Source organism: Niabella soli DSM 19437 (assembly GCF_000243115.2).
In the GTDB taxonomy this organism is placed as follows: Bacteria; Bacteroidota; Bacteroidia; order Chitinophagales; family Chitinophagaceae; genus Niabella; species Niabella soli.
Genome location: NZ_CP007035.1, coordinates 666,727 through 683,520, shown reverse-complemented (window position 1 = coordinate 683,520; position 16,794 = coordinate 666,727). Strand labels below are relative to the sequence as shown.

The 16,794-nt window shown below is 46.3% G+C and carries 11 protein-coding genes; 2 read left to right on the top strand and 9 right to left on the bottom strand.

What is annotated here, in order from left to right; translation table 11 throughout:
- Positions 1–85: 85 nt before the first annotated feature.
- Positions 86–673: a rhodanese-like domain-containing protein gene (locus NIASO_RS02810; RefSeq protein WP_008583667.1), complete on the top strand. Its 588-nt coding sequence runs from the start codon at positions 86–88 to the stop codon at positions 671–673.
- A 245-nt stretch (positions 674–918) separates the two neighbouring features.
- Entirely contained in the window at positions 919–2,748 is a 1,830-nt protein-coding gene (locus NIASO_RS02805) for a glycoside hydrolase family 2 protein (protein ID WP_008583669.1), read from the top strand.
- Positions 2,749–3,288: 540 nt separating this feature from the next.
- Here NIASO_RS02805 and NIASO_RS02800 read toward each other — a convergent pair.
- The 9 genes from NIASO_RS02800 to NIASO_RS02760 form a co-directional block, all read right to left on the bottom strand.
- Positions 3,289–6,111: a M16 family metallopeptidase gene (locus tag NIASO_RS02800; protein ID WP_008583671.1), complete on the bottom strand. Its 2,823-nt coding sequence runs from the start codon at positions 6,109–6,111 to the stop codon at positions 3,289–3,291.
- A gap of 277 nt (positions 6,112–6,388) precedes the next feature.
- On the bottom strand, positions 6,389–7,075 hold the full coding sequence (rsmI, locus tag NIASO_RS02795) for a 16S rRNA (cytidine(1402)-2'-O)-methyltransferase (protein ID WP_008583673.1): 687 nt from the start codon (positions 7,073–7,075) through the stop codon (positions 6,389–6,391).
- A 54-nt stretch (positions 7,076–7,129) separates the two neighbouring features.
- Complete coding sequence (purS, locus tag NIASO_RS02790; protein ID WP_008583675.1) at positions 7,130–7,375, bottom strand: phosphoribosylformylglycinamidine synthase subunit PurS; 246 nt, start codon at positions 7,373–7,375, stop codon at positions 7,130–7,132.
- Positions 7,372–8,118, bottom strand: coding sequence for a CDP-alcohol phosphatidyltransferase family protein (locus tag NIASO_RS02785; RefSeq protein WP_008583677.1), 747 nt, complete (start codon positions 8,116–8,118; stop codon positions 7,372–7,374). The genes purS and NIASO_RS02785 overlap by 4 nt, the downstream gene beginning before the upstream one ends.
- 125 nt (positions 8,119–8,243) lie before the next feature.
- Positions 8,244–8,807, bottom strand: coding sequence for a hypothetical protein (locus tag NIASO_RS02780; protein WP_008583679.1), 564 nt, complete (start codon positions 8,805–8,807; stop codon positions 8,244–8,246).
- Positions 8,808–8,969: 162 nt separating this feature from the next.
- Positions 8,970–10,046 carry a Gfo/Idh/MocA family protein gene (locus NIASO_RS02775; RefSeq protein WP_008583680.1) on the bottom strand — a complete coding sequence of 359 codons (1,077 nt, stop codon included), beginning with the start codon at positions 10,044–10,046 and terminating at the stop codon, positions 8,970–8,972.
- Positions 10,047–10,335: 289 nt separating this feature from the next.
- Complete coding sequence (locus NIASO_RS02770; protein ID WP_008583682.1) at positions 10,336–11,325, bottom strand: 3-keto-disaccharide hydrolase; 990 nt, start codon at positions 11,323–11,325, stop codon at positions 10,336–10,338.
- A 147-nt stretch (positions 11,326–11,472) separates the two neighbouring features.
- Positions 11,473–13,284 carry a RagB/SusD family nutrient uptake outer membrane protein gene (locus tag NIASO_RS02765; RefSeq protein WP_008583684.1) on the bottom strand — a complete coding sequence of 604 codons (1,812 nt, stop codon included), beginning with the start codon at positions 13,282–13,284 and terminating at the stop codon, positions 11,473–11,475.
- A gap of 35 nt (positions 13,285–13,319) precedes the next feature.
- Positions 13,320–16,598 (bottom strand): SusC/RagA family TonB-linked outer membrane protein, encoded by a 3,279-nt coding sequence (locus NIASO_RS02760; protein ID WP_008583685.1) that lies wholly within the window; start codon positions 16,596–16,598, stop codon positions 13,320–13,322.
- Positions 16,599–16,794: the final 196 nt, after the last annotated feature.

The following is a 16,794-nucleotide window of genomic DNA, read 5'->3' as shown; positions in this document are numbered from 1 at the left end:
CTGCAACAAAAGAAAACTACCAGGCGCCTCATTTTTTACACACCCGGGAAAATAACTATCTTACATAGTATAAAGAATATCTGCTATGAAAAAAGGGGCATTATTACTGCTGCTGATCGTATTTTTAAATGCAAAAAATACTTCCGCTCAATTACCCAAAACAAAAGTTGATTTTGACGGTTATGAAACACTCCTCAAACTGGTAAAGCTGCATCGCAAAACAAGACTGGTGAACCTGGATGTTTTTTTAAAGCTGAGCAAACAAACAGGAACCATTATCCTGGACACCCGGTCGGGTGAAATGTATGACCGCAAACACATAGCGGGCGCCGTACATCTGGATTTTTCTGATTTTACCCAGGACAACCTGGCCGGGATCATTCCTTCAGCCAACACCAGAGTGCTGATCTATTGTAACAACAATATAGAGGGCGACCCGGAACATTTTCCTGCAAACAATATCCGTTTTAAAAACGTCCGCGGAAAGACCAGCCCTTATGCCCTGGCCCTGAATATTCCCACCTATATTGGCCTGTATGGTTATGGTTACACTAATGTTTTTGAATTAGCAGAGCTCATTAACGATAGCGACGGGCGCCTGAGATATGAAGGCACCGATGTAAATCCGAACGAGCCCTCCATAACAGGAGCGGTAATAATGACAAAAAGATAACTGCTCCGGGAAAACGTTTAAAAAAAGTCCCCACATTTTGTATATAGCAGTATTTCCCGCTGATGGTACAGCTTTGCGCTGAAATAATATCATTTAATCTACATCCTGATAGCTGCCGGTTTGCAGGACCTGTATCACAATAATTTTATTTTCAGGTAGCTTCTGAGACAAATTGTTTAGTAAATGAGACAATCATAATGACCCGGGTTATCCAAAATACCTATTTTTAGACCAAACTTTTAACCATGCAACGATTCGCTTTATTACCGGCTTTGCTGTTACTTTATTGCAGCCTTTGGAGCCAGCAACCCGCGGGGAGATCAACAATTAAAACAAAATGGGCCGCGGCGGTTGATCCGCAAAAACCGTTGCCCGAATACCCAAGGCCACAACTGGTGCGGGGCAACTGGATCAATCTGAACGGATCCTGGGATTACGCCATTAAACCCACAACCGCGGAGGCGGTCCCTGCAGCTTTCGATGGCAAGATCCTCGTCCCCTATCCCGTAGAGTCCGCGCTTTCGGGTGTGCAAAAAACAGTAGGCAAAGACAATGCCCTCTGGTACCGGAAAACCATCCAACTGCCCGCAGCAATCACTAAAGGAAATGTGCTCTTACATTTTGGAGCGGTAGACTGGAAGTGCGATGTGTTCGTGAACGGACAGCCAGCAGGCACCCATAAAGGCGGCTATGGTGCTTTTACATTGGACATTACAAAACTCATAAAAAAAGGCAAAGCCCAGGAAATCACCGTACGTGTTTGGGATCCTTCAGATGATGGTCCGCAACCACGGGGTAAGCAGGTCAAAAAGCCTAATGGAATCTGGTACACACCGGTAACGGGTATCTGGCAAACGGTTTGGATAGAGGGCGTTCCTGCTGCTTACATCGTCGCTACCAAAAATACTCCGGACATTGACCAGAAAACGATCAAAGTGGAAACCAACATCGCCAATGCGCAACCAGGCGATAAAGTGCGGGTAATTGCCCTCGATAAAGGAAAGAAGTTAAGCGAAACCCAGGTAAACCCGGGAGCAACCGCGGCCCTGCCAATAGATGCAATGAAATTGTGGACACCAGATAATCCTTATTTATATGAATTGAAGATCGAATTACTGCGCAAGACAAAAGTCATAGATGCTGCCGGTTCTTATTTCGCTATGCGAAAAATTTCGATGCAGAAGGAGAACGGCGTACAACGCATGCTGCTGAACAACCAGTTTGTTTTCCAGTATGGGCCGCTGGACCAGGGCTGGTGGCCGGACGGACTTTATACGGCACCAACCGATGAAGCACTGCGTTTTGATATACAGACTACTAAGGACATGGGCTTTAATATGATCCGCAAGCATGTAAAAGTAGAGCCGGCAAGGTGGTACCACTATTGCGATGAACTGGGCGTATTGGTATGGCAGGATATGCCGAGCGGCGATATGGGTGGCAATGTATGGGATTCGCGACCTGGGCAGCTTTCCGGCGGAAACCTGGATAAAGAAAGAAGCCCGGAATCCGAAGCCATTTACCGTTCTGAATGGAAAGAGATCATGGATAACCTTTATAATTTCCCAAGCATCGTGGTTTGGGTTCCTTTTAATGAAGCCTGGGGCCAGTTTAAAACAAAGGAAATTACGGAGTGGACCATGCAGCACGATCCATCGCGGCTGATCAACAGCGCCAGTGGTGGTAATTTCTTTCCTGTGGGCCATATTATGGACCTGCACAACTATCCCGCTCCTGCAATGCCCGATCCGAAGTTATTCGGCGAAAGCCGTGTACTGGTATTAGGAGAATTTGGAGGATTGGGGTTACCGCTTGAGGGGCATACCTGGCAGGAAAAGAATAACTGGGGCTACCAGAGTTTCAAAAATCAAAATGAGCTCAAAGACCGGTATGCCACGCTGATAGGGCAATTGGCGAAACTCATCCCCTTGGGTTTATCTGCCGCTGTTTACACCCAGACAACCGATGTGGAAATTGAGACCAACGGGCTGATGACCTATGATCGAAAGGTTTTTAAAATTGACCCGAAGGTCTTGCACGAACTGCATCAGCAATTGTATAAAGCTGTAAAATGAGGAATTTGAAAATGTGGAAATGTGAGAATGTGGAACTATCAACAGGACCGTCATCCCGAGTTATTTATTTGCGCAGCCTGTTCGATCTGCGATCATTCAGGCGGGCAAAAACAATGAGGCGATGACATAATATTCTTTCGTCACCCTGACCGCAGTCCCGAAAGCTTTCGGGGCGGAGCGGAAGGGTCTCTCAATTCCAAGGCAGTTTGGCATCACAGGGATGCCTCGGCTCCATTGCATTGCGCTCAGCATGACGAAAAGTGTAATTGGTTTTCAATACATAACGTAATCTGTCATTGGCAGAGCTGCGAAGCTGCCGAGGGATCTTATGTTTATGAAAAGGTGAATAGCCATAAATATTTCTCATTCTACATTCTCTCAAAATCACGTTGTCTAACGATGCGATTTCTTTTCGCCGGCCTTTGGGCGGACTCATCGTATGACGGACTGATGTGAAAAGAGAAACGATAAACGCTGGTAACGCAGGTTTATCGTTTCTCTTCTTTTGATAGCACACGCTGCCCTACAACTAATAGAACGCTATTTCTTAGCCGGTTGCAAAATAGCCGTCACGACGTTATTGCTGGAGAAGATCACCCCCGCTGCGTTCTTAACGCTTTGAATGCTTACGCCGTTAAAATATTTTTCTGCATTTAAAAAGCGGTCCGGATCTTTTTTCTCCAGGCGCGCGGAAAGGATATAATCCAGCCAGGTACCATTTTGTTTCATCGAAACCTTGTTGTGCTCAATCCATTGCTGCTTAACCTTATTCAGGTTTTCAGCCGAAGGTCCGTTATTTTTAATGCTGTTAGTTTCCTCAGTCATCGCCTTTAGCAGGGTATCCACGGCAGCCGGGCCTGTTGGCAACTGCGCAAAGAATGTAAAGTGCGCATAGGGATATTGATCCAGACGGGCCGATGTTCCCCCTGAATAAATCCCCTGTATTTTCTCCCGTAGCTCTTCAATAACACGGATGTTCAAAACATCGCTTACCGCCCGCATATTTAATGCCAGATCTGGGCTATAAGGCGCCTGGCCGGAGATCATAGAAAGGATCAGGCTTTTTTCCGCCTCCCCTTTATAAACGGTAAGATCTACTTTTCCTTTTGCGGGGCGCACGCCATTATCTTTAAATGCAAACCTCCTTTTTGTAGCCGGTAAGCCACCGATGTATTTTTCCACCAATGGTTTTAATACCGCTTCGTCAATGCTTCCTACAAAAGCAAACTGCATACCGCTGGCATCGCCAAAATGTTCTTTATAGATCTGTATCGCGCGGCTCATATTGATCTGATCAAAATATTCGGGGCGCGGTATGGCAGTGGGCGCCAGTGGATTGTTCTGATAAACCGTTTTAAGCAGGGTATCTACAAAACTGGCCTGGGGGTCAGCAAGGATAAAGGCTACTCCGGCTTTGTTTTTTTGAACAAATGAACGGTACAACCCTGTATCGATCCTGGGCGCCGTGGCTTTCAGATAAAGCAATTGCAGCATGGTTTCCAGATCTTTTTTGCTGGAGCTGCCTGAAAAACCATCGGTAATAGCCGTAAAAGAAGCCCCCGCGGATACTGTTTTTCCGGCAAGCGCTTTTTGCAGATCGGTGGGTGAAAAATTACCATACCCCATAGCACCCACTACGGACAATGCATACTGGGCGTTAAATTTATCGGCCACTCCATATTCATTGGTACCACCATAACGGCGCCCCCCCATCTGAATTTCATCGTCTTTAAAGTCCGTCTTTTTAAATGTTACAGTGGTTCCGTTACTCAGCTCCCAGGTTTTGGTGCCCAGTTTGGCATCTGCCGTTTCCTTAACAATTTTCCCGGGTTGGGGTTGCTTTGTCAAAAGATCGGTGGCAATTGTTTTTTCCACATCGGCTTTAAGATCCGTCCGGGCAGCTACTGCAGCCACCGTATTCACCAGTTCGGTTGTTGTTGGCAAACCCGTAGCTGCCGGCCCGGTAAGGGTTACAAAATAATTAGGGTTCTTTTGCAGGGATTGCGCGAAGTTGTTTACCTCTTTCAGCGTGATCTGGGGCAGCAGCTCCTTGTAATATTCACTTTCCGTTGCAATGCCCGGGGTAGGTTCATTCGTTAAAAAATTACGTACATATTCATTCACATAATTGGAGGACTCCGTTTTATCCCTTTCGTTAAAAGATTTTTCCATACTGGCTTCCATCATCTTTTTTACGCGACCCAGCTCTGATTGTGTAAATCCAAAGCGCTTGGCTTTTTCAATTTCTTCCACCAACACCATTAATCCTTTTTGCGCGTCAGCGGCGGTAGCCACACCGGCCCCGGCATTAAACTGATCATAGTTCCGGGCATAGGACCCCAAATAAGTGTACCCGTATAAAAAGGGAGGATTGGCTTGCTGGGTAAGATCCCGCAGCCGCTGGTTCAGCATACTGGTGAAAATATTCTTGATCAGGTCCGCTTCATATTCTCCCACCGTTTGCGCTTCTTTTGATGGAAAAGCGCTGTAAGCAACGTTTACGGTATAATTGGTCGCTTCTTTATCGGTAACCACCATCCCCTCATTCGAGGAGTAGGGTTTTACATCGGCAAAGGTCCTCGGGCGCTCGTTAGCCGGGTCAGCTATAGCGCTGAAATGTTTTTTCACCATTGTTTCCGCAGTGGCGGGATCCACATCCCCCACCACGATAACTGCCATCAGATCCGGGCGGTACCAATCCTTGTAAAATTTGCGGATCAGGTCGGGGTTATAGGTACGTATAATAGAATCGATACCGATCGGGATACGATCGGCGTATTTGCTGCCGGCAAACAGTTTCGGATAGATCTGCCGGAACATACGGTCCTCCGCACCTTTTCCCATGCGGCTTTCCTCGAGGATCACTTTACGCTCACCATTAATATCATCCGTATTATAAGTCACATTATGCGCCCAATCTTCCAGTATCTGGAACCCTTTTTCCAGGTTGCCCGGCTTATCGGTAGGGATGGGCAGCATATAAACCGTTTCATCAAAACTGGTATAGGCATTCAGATCATTGCCAAAGCCCACCCCAATGCTTTGGAGGAAGCTTATAATATCGTTTTTCTTAAAATTCTTTGTACCATTGAAGGCCATATGTTCGGCCATATGGGCCAACCCCTGCTGGTTATCATCTTCCAGGATAGAACCGGCATTTACCACCAGCCGCAGTTCTACCTTATTCTCCGGCTTTTTGTTCTGCCGGATATAATAGGTTAGTCCGTTGGAAAGTTTTCCAACTTTTAGCCTGGGATCTAAAGGGATGGAATCGGTTAGTTTCAATTGGGCCAGCGCGCATAAGTTAGCCAGTAAAAGGAAAGCGGCCAGCATTCCTTTTAGATAGAACAGTCTGTGTTTCATATAAATTGATTCAGTTTTAAAAGATTTTATAAACAGTTGTTAGCAAAAATAAGCGATAAAGGATATTGGGGTAAAGATTTTTTTAATGGTTCACGCAAAGGCACAAGAGATGGTTGAATTGCACGCAGTGATATAGCGGAGCTGCGGATGTTTTTCGCAAAAAGAATCAGATTGATACGAAGAGTTGACGGATCAGTCAAAAAATGTGCGCTTTCCGTAAGAGCCATCTCCGCTTCGCTGCTCCTTTGTGTCGCCGCGCGAAATTTGTGTTGTCCGTTTATTCGTTCCCTCTTTTTTCTTTTTCATATCCCTTCACCACGATCACAATCTCCCCCTTTACTGTTTTTTCTGAAAAGTAAGCGGCCACTTCGGCCAAACTGCCTCTTTTGGTTTCTTCGAAAAGTTTGGTGAGCTCCCTGCTGACGCTACAGGCGCGGTCGGCTCCAAAATAAGCCGCAAGGTCGTTGAGTGTTTTTACTAACCGCACGGGTGATTCATAGAATATCAGGGTGCGCTCGTCTGCCCTCAGACTTTCCAGCAGGCTATGTCTTCCTTTTTTGAGGGGCAAAAACCCTTCGAAAGAAAAGCGGTTCGACGGCAGTCCGCTGTTGATCAATGCGGGCACAAAAGCAGTAGCCCCGGGCAGGGATTCCACTTTTATATCATTTTTTACACATTCCCTTATCAGCAGGAACCCCGGATCTGAAATGCCCGGCGTGCCGGCATCCGTGACGATCGCCATTTTTTTCCCGGCAGCTAGCTGATCCACGAGGTGCCGGAGTACTTTATGTTCGTTGTGCTGATGATAAGGTGTTACGGGTTTACTGATCTGGTAATGATTCAGCAGATGCGAGGTGTTGCGCGTATCCTCCGCCAGGATCACCTCCACCTCCTTCAGCACTTCCAGCGCCCGAAGCGTGATATCTTTTAAATTTCCTATGGGTGTGGGAACAAGATAAAGCATCCCGGAAGTAAAATGTAGAATGTAAAATTTAGAATGTAATATGCAAACGGGTTGCTACAGCACCGTTACTTCAAAATATTCCATAACGCCGTTGGCCAGCAGCTTTTTTGCCGCCTCCTCCGCAATGGTCTTTGCTTCTTCTTTTGAGGCAGCATCCACCTGCAGCGTGATGTTTTTACCAACACGTACGTCATTTATTTTTCCAAGGCCCAGGTTTCCCAAACCACCCAGAACGGCTTTCCCCTGCGGATCCAATAACTCTTTTAAAGGCATAATAACCACCTGCGCTGTATAGCTCATACTTTTTCTTTATTTGGCTTAAAAATCAAAGATACAATAACATAAGCTACAAATACCAAAGGTACTGCCGCCCATTTAAAAATTATTGCAGCTATGACCGAGATTAAAACCAGCAAAAGCTTATCTACATTAGCTTTGAGCGTGTAGCTCCTGAATTTGAGACTGATAATAGGCAGGTTGCTTACCATTAACCCGCTGATAATGAGAATGACCGCGTACTGCACCGGCGGACAGAACACTATTGCATTGATACCTGCTGAGCCCGAATACGCAATGGCCGGCAATGCGGCCACCGTAAGGCCGGCGGCCGGCGTTGGGATCCCTTTAAAATAGTATCGTTGCTCTTTATCCAGGTTAAATTTCGCCAGGCGCCATACAGCAGCACAGGGGAAAATAACAGCGGGCAGGTACCACCATTCACTGGCGGCGGCATTGTCTGAAAACCCTATTTGCAGCAACCGGTACAATAGCATCCCGGGGGCCACGCCAAAACTTATGGCGTCCGCCAGCGAATCCAGTTGTTCGCCCATGGCGGAGGTGGCTTTAAAAAGCCGCGCCACAAAGCCATCCAGGAAATCCACTACGGCCGCAGCCAGCAGCAAGGCCCCGCCCACCAGCATCCCTGAAGTAACCACTTTTCCGCCGGAGCCGATAAAAGAAGTTTCGGGTTGCAGGATAAATTTTATAGCCACGCAACCGAATACCAGGTTCAACAGCGTAAATAAATTAGGAATTTGCTTCATTGAAGTTGTTTAGGCTTTTTTGAAAAATATTTTTGGACCGGCAAGGCAGTAGAACGGTTAGTTTTAAAAGACTAAAAAAACGTTCCCGTTTTTCCGGATTCCCGGCTGATTATAAACTCTTTCGATCAGGATAAACGCGCGGCTAACTGGTCGTTAATTTTTTTATACAGATGATATGGTTTATACACCCGCCAGTTATCAATCTCCATTAGTTCAATGTATTGATTCAGATGGGTCCGTTTAAAATCATATTGTGTTTGTACCGGCATGTTCAAACAAACGATCCATCCGTCCGCATCGCTCAGTTCTTCATGCAGTTCTTCATAATAATCTTTATCGCCACTATGAAAATTCAGCACATTTTCGGCAATTAAAATAAACTTATAAATACCTTCACTCATAAACACTTCCAGCACATCCCGCTTCAGGGTCATGATATCGTTTTCCACCGCATCGTTCCACTCACCAATCATTTCAATGATCGCATAGCCTTCCTCATAATCTGCCATCAGTACTTTTACATACAGGGTTTTGCTGCCAAAATAATCCCATTGCGGATGGATATAAAAATTGTATACCGTGTCTGTATACTCAAACTGGGAATGTTCCACCCCATAAAAGGGAGACCGCTGGTCCTCCTCGCTGAGGTAAATATGCTGCCAGTTGTAATATGGTTCTATGTCATGCACGATGCGAATGTACTGTTTTTAAGGGAAGAAGGTTGCAGGTTACAGGTCACTCGTTTCAGGCGATTAGTTATTTAACACAACGTATTCCTATTGACTATTGACCTTTCACCATTCAGCCTGTAATAAGCGTGAAACGTTAGACCTCAAACCTTGAACTTTAAATCATAACCGCACCACCTGTCCTGTCTTCACCGATTCATCGCAGGCAAAAGCGATCCGCAGGCTGTTTACCGCATCAGCCATATGATCCGTAAGATCTTCATTGGTTATGATGGCGTTATAGAAATACTGTTGTTGCCGGTTGCACAATTCCTGATGATCAGGTTCATCCTTCATATCAACCCACTCATCTTTTTTTGTGAAATGATCCGTTGTATCTGTAGCCGCATGATGCACCAGGATCGATTCGGTTTTTGTATGGGCATCAATATTAGAAGAGGCCCCCGCCGCTCCTGCATTCCGCGCCACAATGGAAACAGCCCCGTTTGGCCCCATTACATCTTTTATAAAAAAAGCCGTTTCACTGATCATCGGCCCCCAGCCTGCTTCATACCAGCCCACCGAGCCATCCTCAAAACGGATCTGCAACTGACCGTAATTATAATTGTCTTCCGGGATCTCATTGGTAAGTTTTGCCCCTATTGCTGTTACCTGCAGCGGTTTGGAGCGGGTCATCTGGCACATCACATCAATATAATGCACCCCGCAATCCACGATCGGGCTCATATTGGATAAGAACTTTTTGTGCACCTGCCATTCGTGACCGCTGCTTTGCTGGTTCAGGTTCATGCGCATCACCAGGGGCTTCCCCAGTCCGGTTGTTAACTCAATAAATTTTTTCCAGGAAGGATGGTGCCTCAGGATATACCCGATCACTAATTTTTTGTTATGCTGCCGGGCCGCCGCTACCACGCGCTCCGCCCCCGCCACCGAATCAGCCAGTGGTTTCTCGATAAACACATCACAACCCGCTTCCAGCGCTTTTATCGCGTATGCTTCATGTGTGTCCTGGTAGGTAGCAATGCATACCGCATCAGGCTTGGTGGCTTCCAGCGCCGCGTCATAATCAGAAAACAATGAATAATCCGCGCCCAGCTTTTGATTCAGTTCAGCATTGCTGTTTCCCCGGGAAACCAAACCCACCAGCTCAAACTCCGGCATCTGGTGGTAAGCCGCCGCGTGGGAACTGCCCATATGCCCGCATCCGGCTACCAGTATTCTTATTTTTCTATTTTCCATTCTTTTACTCCTGATTTTATACGTCAAACTTACAGGAAAACGGTTAAATGGATGCTGGATGCTAAACGCAGAACGCTTAATGCTTAACGAATCTCCCATTGACATATTCACTATTAACTTTTCACCAACCATTCGCACATTCGCTACAACAAGTGACATTGCAAAGACATGAAGCCGCGGGGATCTTAATTTATGGGCGCCTTATAGTGAGCCGGCATCAATAATATTTCTCTTTTGGTCAGTGAAGACAAAACAGGTCAGCAGAGAATAAATAGTATGCCCGTTACCCCTACTCAGCCACCGGGGTAATGATGATATTCCGGTACATGATCGGTCCGTGATCTCCCTGGAAATAGATGGGGCCGGGTGCGCCTTCATCGCTATCCAAAGCGCCCCCTGTAATGCCCGGTATTTCCTGGTTGCAGATGATCGTTTTCCCATTGGCAACAATGGTAACCATCCGGCCTATTAACGTAATATCGAAACTTTGCCATTGATCGGGACCTTTCACTGCCATTTCGTTGGGAACCAGGAAACCATATACGCCACCGAATAAATGACTGTTGGGATGGTCGGTTTTAGGATTATCAATAATCTGCACTTCATATCGCCCGCGCAAATAAACGCCGCTGTTGCTTTCTTTATGGTATTTGAATTCTATATGCAGCTTAAAGTCTTTGAATTTACGTGTTGAAACCAAATTAGATCCTGTATGCGGACTGATCAGCACGCCATCTTTAACATACCACTGATTGGTTTTACCTGTGGGCTCCCATCCGCTCAGATCTTTGCCATTGAAGAGTTGTACCGGCTTTCCCCATTTTACATTTTTCTTTTCAGTAAGATCAGGTGCCCGGGTTCCCGTAAACCTGTATTGTTCGCCGGAAGGATATTGCAGGCTGCCTTCAATATGATCTTTTGATAATTTACCTTGCAGCGATAAACTTTTATCAGTAGCATCCCATTGCGGTGGAATGGAAAAGTTAAAAGCCCCATTGTCAAAATGCACTTCCGATATGGGTCGCGCGCTGCCGCCGTTTCCCACGAAGCGCCCCACCAGGGTTTTGAACCCTGAGATTTCCACTTCCAACCAGGAAGGCGCAGTCCGGCTTCCCTCCTGCACTTTAATATCCCAGCGCCCCACCAGGTCGCCCCCTTTGATCTCGTTAGAGGTTATGGCTTTAACCTGTGCATGAGACAGGAAAAAGGCAAAGCAGGCAATGCCCAGGCAAAATAATTGTACGCCGGATTTTTTCGTATAGAAAGAACGTTTATTCATTTCAGATTTTATTGTTAAGAAGTTTTTAGTAATCGTCAGGTGCCTGGCACCAACCAAGCCACGGGCTAATCCTTAGCCGGGAAGACGGAAAGACCTTGTTCTCATTCACTCAAAGCTTACCGCCTTACCGGCTAGTTCCTCAGATGCTTAATGGATCGTAGGGTCAAACGTACCGCCCCAGTCTTTGTTTTGCTGCAACTGACTTTGCGCCGCTAAAACAGATAACTGGATGGGAACAAAATAATACGAGTCGGGCACCGTGTTCACCTGCGTTCCGCTATAAGGGCAGATCAGCATATTGTATTTAAAATTAGCTTCTGTTAACTGATAGTTAGCAGCAAGCCCCCTGGCCTGCGCCATCGGCATTTCTGAACCATCGGGATTAATAGCAATAGCTTCCAGGCCATGTTTGTAAACACCATTCAGGGCACTGAACATCCGCCAGCGGCGTAAATCATTAAACCGGAAGCCTTCAAAACAAAGTTCCACATTCCGTTCGCTCATAATAGCCTGCCGGATATCCGTTCTGCTTGTTGCAGCGATACCGTAATGCCCATCAGCCCCTGCCTGTATACCCGCCCGCTGACGAATCTGGTACAACATGTTGAGCGCATCCTGGCTATGCCCCGTTTCATTAGCCGCTTCGGCATAATTCAGCATTACCTCTGCAAAGCGCATTACATTATAGTTTTTTGCATAGTTGCCCGACAAGGGTTGCGTAAGCGTCAGGTCGCTGTTCTTTAAAATAAAAAAACCGGTATAGCTATTATTATTCGCCGCTACCGGCACACCGGCATTGGGATTAACACCGTATGCATCCAGCTTATCCGCGATTCCTAAAGTAGTATACTGCCGGTATCCGCCGGGAGTGCCTGCTACCGGGTATATATCGGCGTTCCATACAATGGACTTAGCAAAGCGGGGATCCCTGTTCTTCCAGTAATTCTGCATAAATGCCGCATCGGTCTGGTAGTAGGCTCCTGTTGGATCGTTATAGGATTTGCCATCCAGCATAGGAAAGGCTTTTACCATTTCCCAGGTTGGGGATGCCGCTGCCGTGTTTCGTTGCAGCGAACCAGGCCGCACCGTATTTTCCCAGCCGGCCACTTTAGCAGGCGATTGATTGATCACGCAAAAAACCACTTCCTTATTTCCTGCAGATAAGGCCACCTGGGAATAGTCGGAGATCAATTGATAGCCCTGACCGCTCAGCGTATTATAGGCTGCTAAGTTTGCGGCATAAGCATCTGCCCAAAAGGAATTATCCCAGGGGTTGGTGGGATTGAATTGAGGGGATGCCTTGTACAATAATACTTTTGCTTTAAAGGCCAAACCAAAATTGCGATCGATCCTGCCGTAATTGGCATCGCCGGATGTTATGTGGGTAGGTAATAAACCAATCGCCGAATCCAGATCCTGCGTCATAAACTCGAAACATTCCTTGGTTGAATTGCGGGGTACATTCAAACTGTCCGTTAACGATTGGGCTGTTTTTAAATAAGGCACCCCACCATAACTGGTTATCAGCGGAAAATAATTATAGGCTCTTAAAAAATACAATTGCCCCAAAATAACATTCTTGGTTCCCTCGGAAAGCTGCCCCCCTTTTACGCTTGCGATCCCCTGATTCACTAAACGGATTCTGACATACGCATTGTTCGTGACGCTCGTGCCGTTCGTCCAAGGATTTATAGGCCCGGCAACGGTAGTGGTTATGGCATTAGGACCAAAGACAAGACCGGACACCTGGTCGCCCATCTGGTCGCTTCCTATACTATAATTTCCAAACACGCTGTATAAATTTGCCAGATAGGCGTTTGCCAGATTAGAATCATTCCAAACCTGTTCAGGGCTGTAGTTGCCCAAATTAGGCTGATCAAGGGTTTTAGAGCAGTTTGAGAACAACAGAATGGTGCCGATCGCCAACCCTAAGAAAATATAGGAGAATTGTTTTTTCATCTTTACATTTTTACTTGTCATAAAATTTGTGCTGTTTAGAACCGGACGTTCAATCCTGCGGTAAACGTTTTCATGATGGGATAAGAATCATAGTTCTGCTGCTCCGGATCCTGGAACTCCTTCAGCTTGGAGAAGGTTAAAAGATTGGTTCCGTTTACAAACACCTGCACGGATGACATTCCTACTTTTTGCACCCATACATGTGGAAGACTATAGGCAACATTCAGGTTTTTTAACCGGAGGTAAGCGCCGCTTCTCAGCCAGAAAGAGGAGCCGGTGGACCCGGATGCGTCCCAGTTGCTCCCGGTTACCCGCGGATATTTCCCATTGGGATTTTCCGGCGTCCATACATCTTTTGCCCATATGGGATAATACAGCCGGGTACCCCCACCCCACTGGCGAATACCCGCGCCGTCCTGGTTGCTGATCATCACATCATACATCGCCACGCCCTGGAAATGCGCATCTATCGTAAATCCGTTCCAGGATAGGTTTCCCCCAAAACCATAATTGATACGGGGTTTACCATTATTGCTCAGCAGCACTACATCATTACCATCTATCCGGTTATCGGGTGTGGCAGCATAACTTTGTCCTCTTACGTCTTTATATAAAATGGCGCCCAGATAGGGAACCCCATTCTTTCCGCCACTTGCATACTTATATCCGGATGCAATCAGCCCATCTAACTGATCCTGTGTGCGTATCAACCCTTCTGCCTGGTACCCGAAGATCCTGTTTGCCGGCTGGCCAATGGCATTCCGGAAACTTTGCGCCCCTCCTGGCAGGTATTGAGGATCCTGGTAAAACGATTCCCATTTGTCTATTGCAAAACCCATATTGGCATTAATGCCATAGGCCACTTTACCGATTCTGTCCTGCCATTGCAGGGAGTACTCCCAACCGTGAAAGGCGCGCTTTGCGTAATTGGTTGGCGCCAGCGCCTGACCATAGGTTGTAGGCAAAGTAATGCCGGCAGACCCGTAAATATTTTTCATGATATTACTAAACACATCCAGCGATCCTGATAAACGACTGCGCAATAATGCGAAATCTATTCCCACGTTCCGGTTGATAGTGGTAGCCCAGGTAATATTGGGGTTGGGTGTAGCGGTGGGCCCAATGCCTATATTATAATTGTTTCCAAATACATAGCCGCCGGTGTTCTGATAATAGGTTTGGTACTGGAACGGATTTATCGGGTTATTACTTACATCATACAGGTTCCCGGTAGTACCGTAAGAGCCCCGCAGTTTTAAATCGTTAACCCAGGCAATGTTTTTGAAAAAAGATTCCTTTGATATTCTCCACGCCAGGGAAGCCGATGGGAAAAAGCCCCATTGATGCCCGGGCGCAAATTCATAACGGCCATCTTCCCGGAAAGAAAACTCGGCAATATACCGGCTGGCAAAATCATAGTGTACCCTGCCGATCCATGCCTGGGAAGCCATTACAACTTCATTCCCGTACCCGTTCCTCGCCCCGGATGCCTGGGAATAAGCAAAAAACTGGTCGATGGTGGTAACCGGCTGGTTGGCAAGCGCGGTAGTATAGTAATCTTTTCCCTCGGTTTGTTCAAATACGGCCATAGCACTTACGCTGTGCTGGCCAAATTTCCGGTCATAATTCAGGTACCAGTCCAATTGGTATTTCCAACTCGTATTCATCAATTCGGAAAGAAAAGGATACTGGGCGAAATTATTTAGCAGCCCTGTGTTAAAAGAAAACGTCTGGCTTTGCGCAGGATTGGGCGCGGCTGGCAGATAATTGATGGGCTGCCCGGGAACCGTGCTGAAGTTATAACTTTTAGAAAAGTTCATCCAGCTTTTTTGAAAGAAATCGCTGGCTTCGTAGTTACCTACAAACTTGGTGGAAAGCCCTTTCACAAACCGGTCCAGTTTCACATCCAGCGTTAGTGTGGGGTTAAACTGTCGATCCCTTGCTTTGATATAGCGTTGGTTGCTTAACACCACATCGGCCACGTTCCAGCCGCGCCAGCCGCCATAATCCGGGGCGGTGGGAAAAGGGGTTACCTGGCCGGGAGCTGCCGGAGTGCCGTCTGCCGCCAGGTAAGGAGGAATATAATGCGGCCAGTTAAAAGTAGTGCGGTAAAAATCGGATACATTATAATTCTTTAAATCGTCACTGCTGCTAAACGGCCAGTAAAACCGGTCGGTATTTTGTTGAAAAGCTGCCATATTTAAATTCAGTGAAATGGCATCGCTTAATTTTGCCGTAATATTAGAGCGAAGGTTGAATTTTTTGTAGCCCAGGTTCAGATATGATCCTTTTTCATCGGTGTAGCTAACCATATTATAATAAGAGATCTTATCCGTTCCACCACTTACACTCAGCATGTATTTCTTATCTCCGGGATTTCTCCATATCCAGTCGTTCAGGTTGTAGGAACGGTTTTTAAAATAATCTAACGTTGCCTGGCTATTGGGCAACGCGGTATTCTGCTTATTGATCTCATTATTGAACTGCGTTACCCTGTTTTGGTAAATAAGCTCGTCTTCCGCGGTAGCCTGGTCTGCCAGCATTGTTTGGGTGGGGCGTTGCGTGGTAGTAGAAACCTGTGCCGAAAATACCGGTTTACCCATGGTTCCTCTTTTGGTAGTAATAACAATAACCCCGCTACCGGCCGATGCCCCATAAACGGAGGCGGCCGCAGCATCTTTCAACACACTGAACTGGTCAATTTCATTCGCATCCAATGCGTCGAAAGCCGCTTTATCTTTAACGATCCCATCAATAACGATCAAAGGGTTATTGAAGCTGCCCCTGATGCTTATGGAAGAAGCTGCCCCGGCCAGCCCCGAATTGTTTATCACTGTCATTCCGGGCGCTCTTCCCGCCAGGGCATTGGATAAGTTCGTAATCGGAACATCATTTATTTTGTTCATGCTTACGGTAGAGACCGCGCCGGTAATATCGCCTTTTCGTTGTTTTCCATAACCAATCACCACTACTTCATCAATGGAAGCTATGGAGCGCTTTAATTGGATCTCCAGGTTTGCAGTATTACCCGAAAAGGGCACTTCCTGGGTAACAAACCCCGCGTAGGATATTAACAATGTACCGGTAGCGGCCGGCGACCCAATAGAAAAGTTTCCCGAGGATTCAGTTAACACACCGTTTTTCGCTCCTTTTATTTGCACTGAAGCACCCGCCAAAGGGTTCTGAGCCGTATCCTTTACTGTTCCCTTTAGGGTTATCACTTGCGCGTTGACTTTGGCAAGAGGCAGAACAATCAGTAACAAGCAAAAGAATTTCGGGCAAAAATGGCTTGCAATCTTTTTGTAGAGGTTCATTAGTTTGAATTTATAAAATGAAAAACAGCAAATACAATTTGTTTAATAAGGAATTTGACCATTCCTTATTTTTTTTAAAGGGTCTTACGAATTTAACAGAAGGTTTCTGTAATTAACAATTTTTTCTATAAAAATTTTAAAACTATCCATATAAATTAAATATTTTATTTATTTGATATAATCTTTTGTAATTATT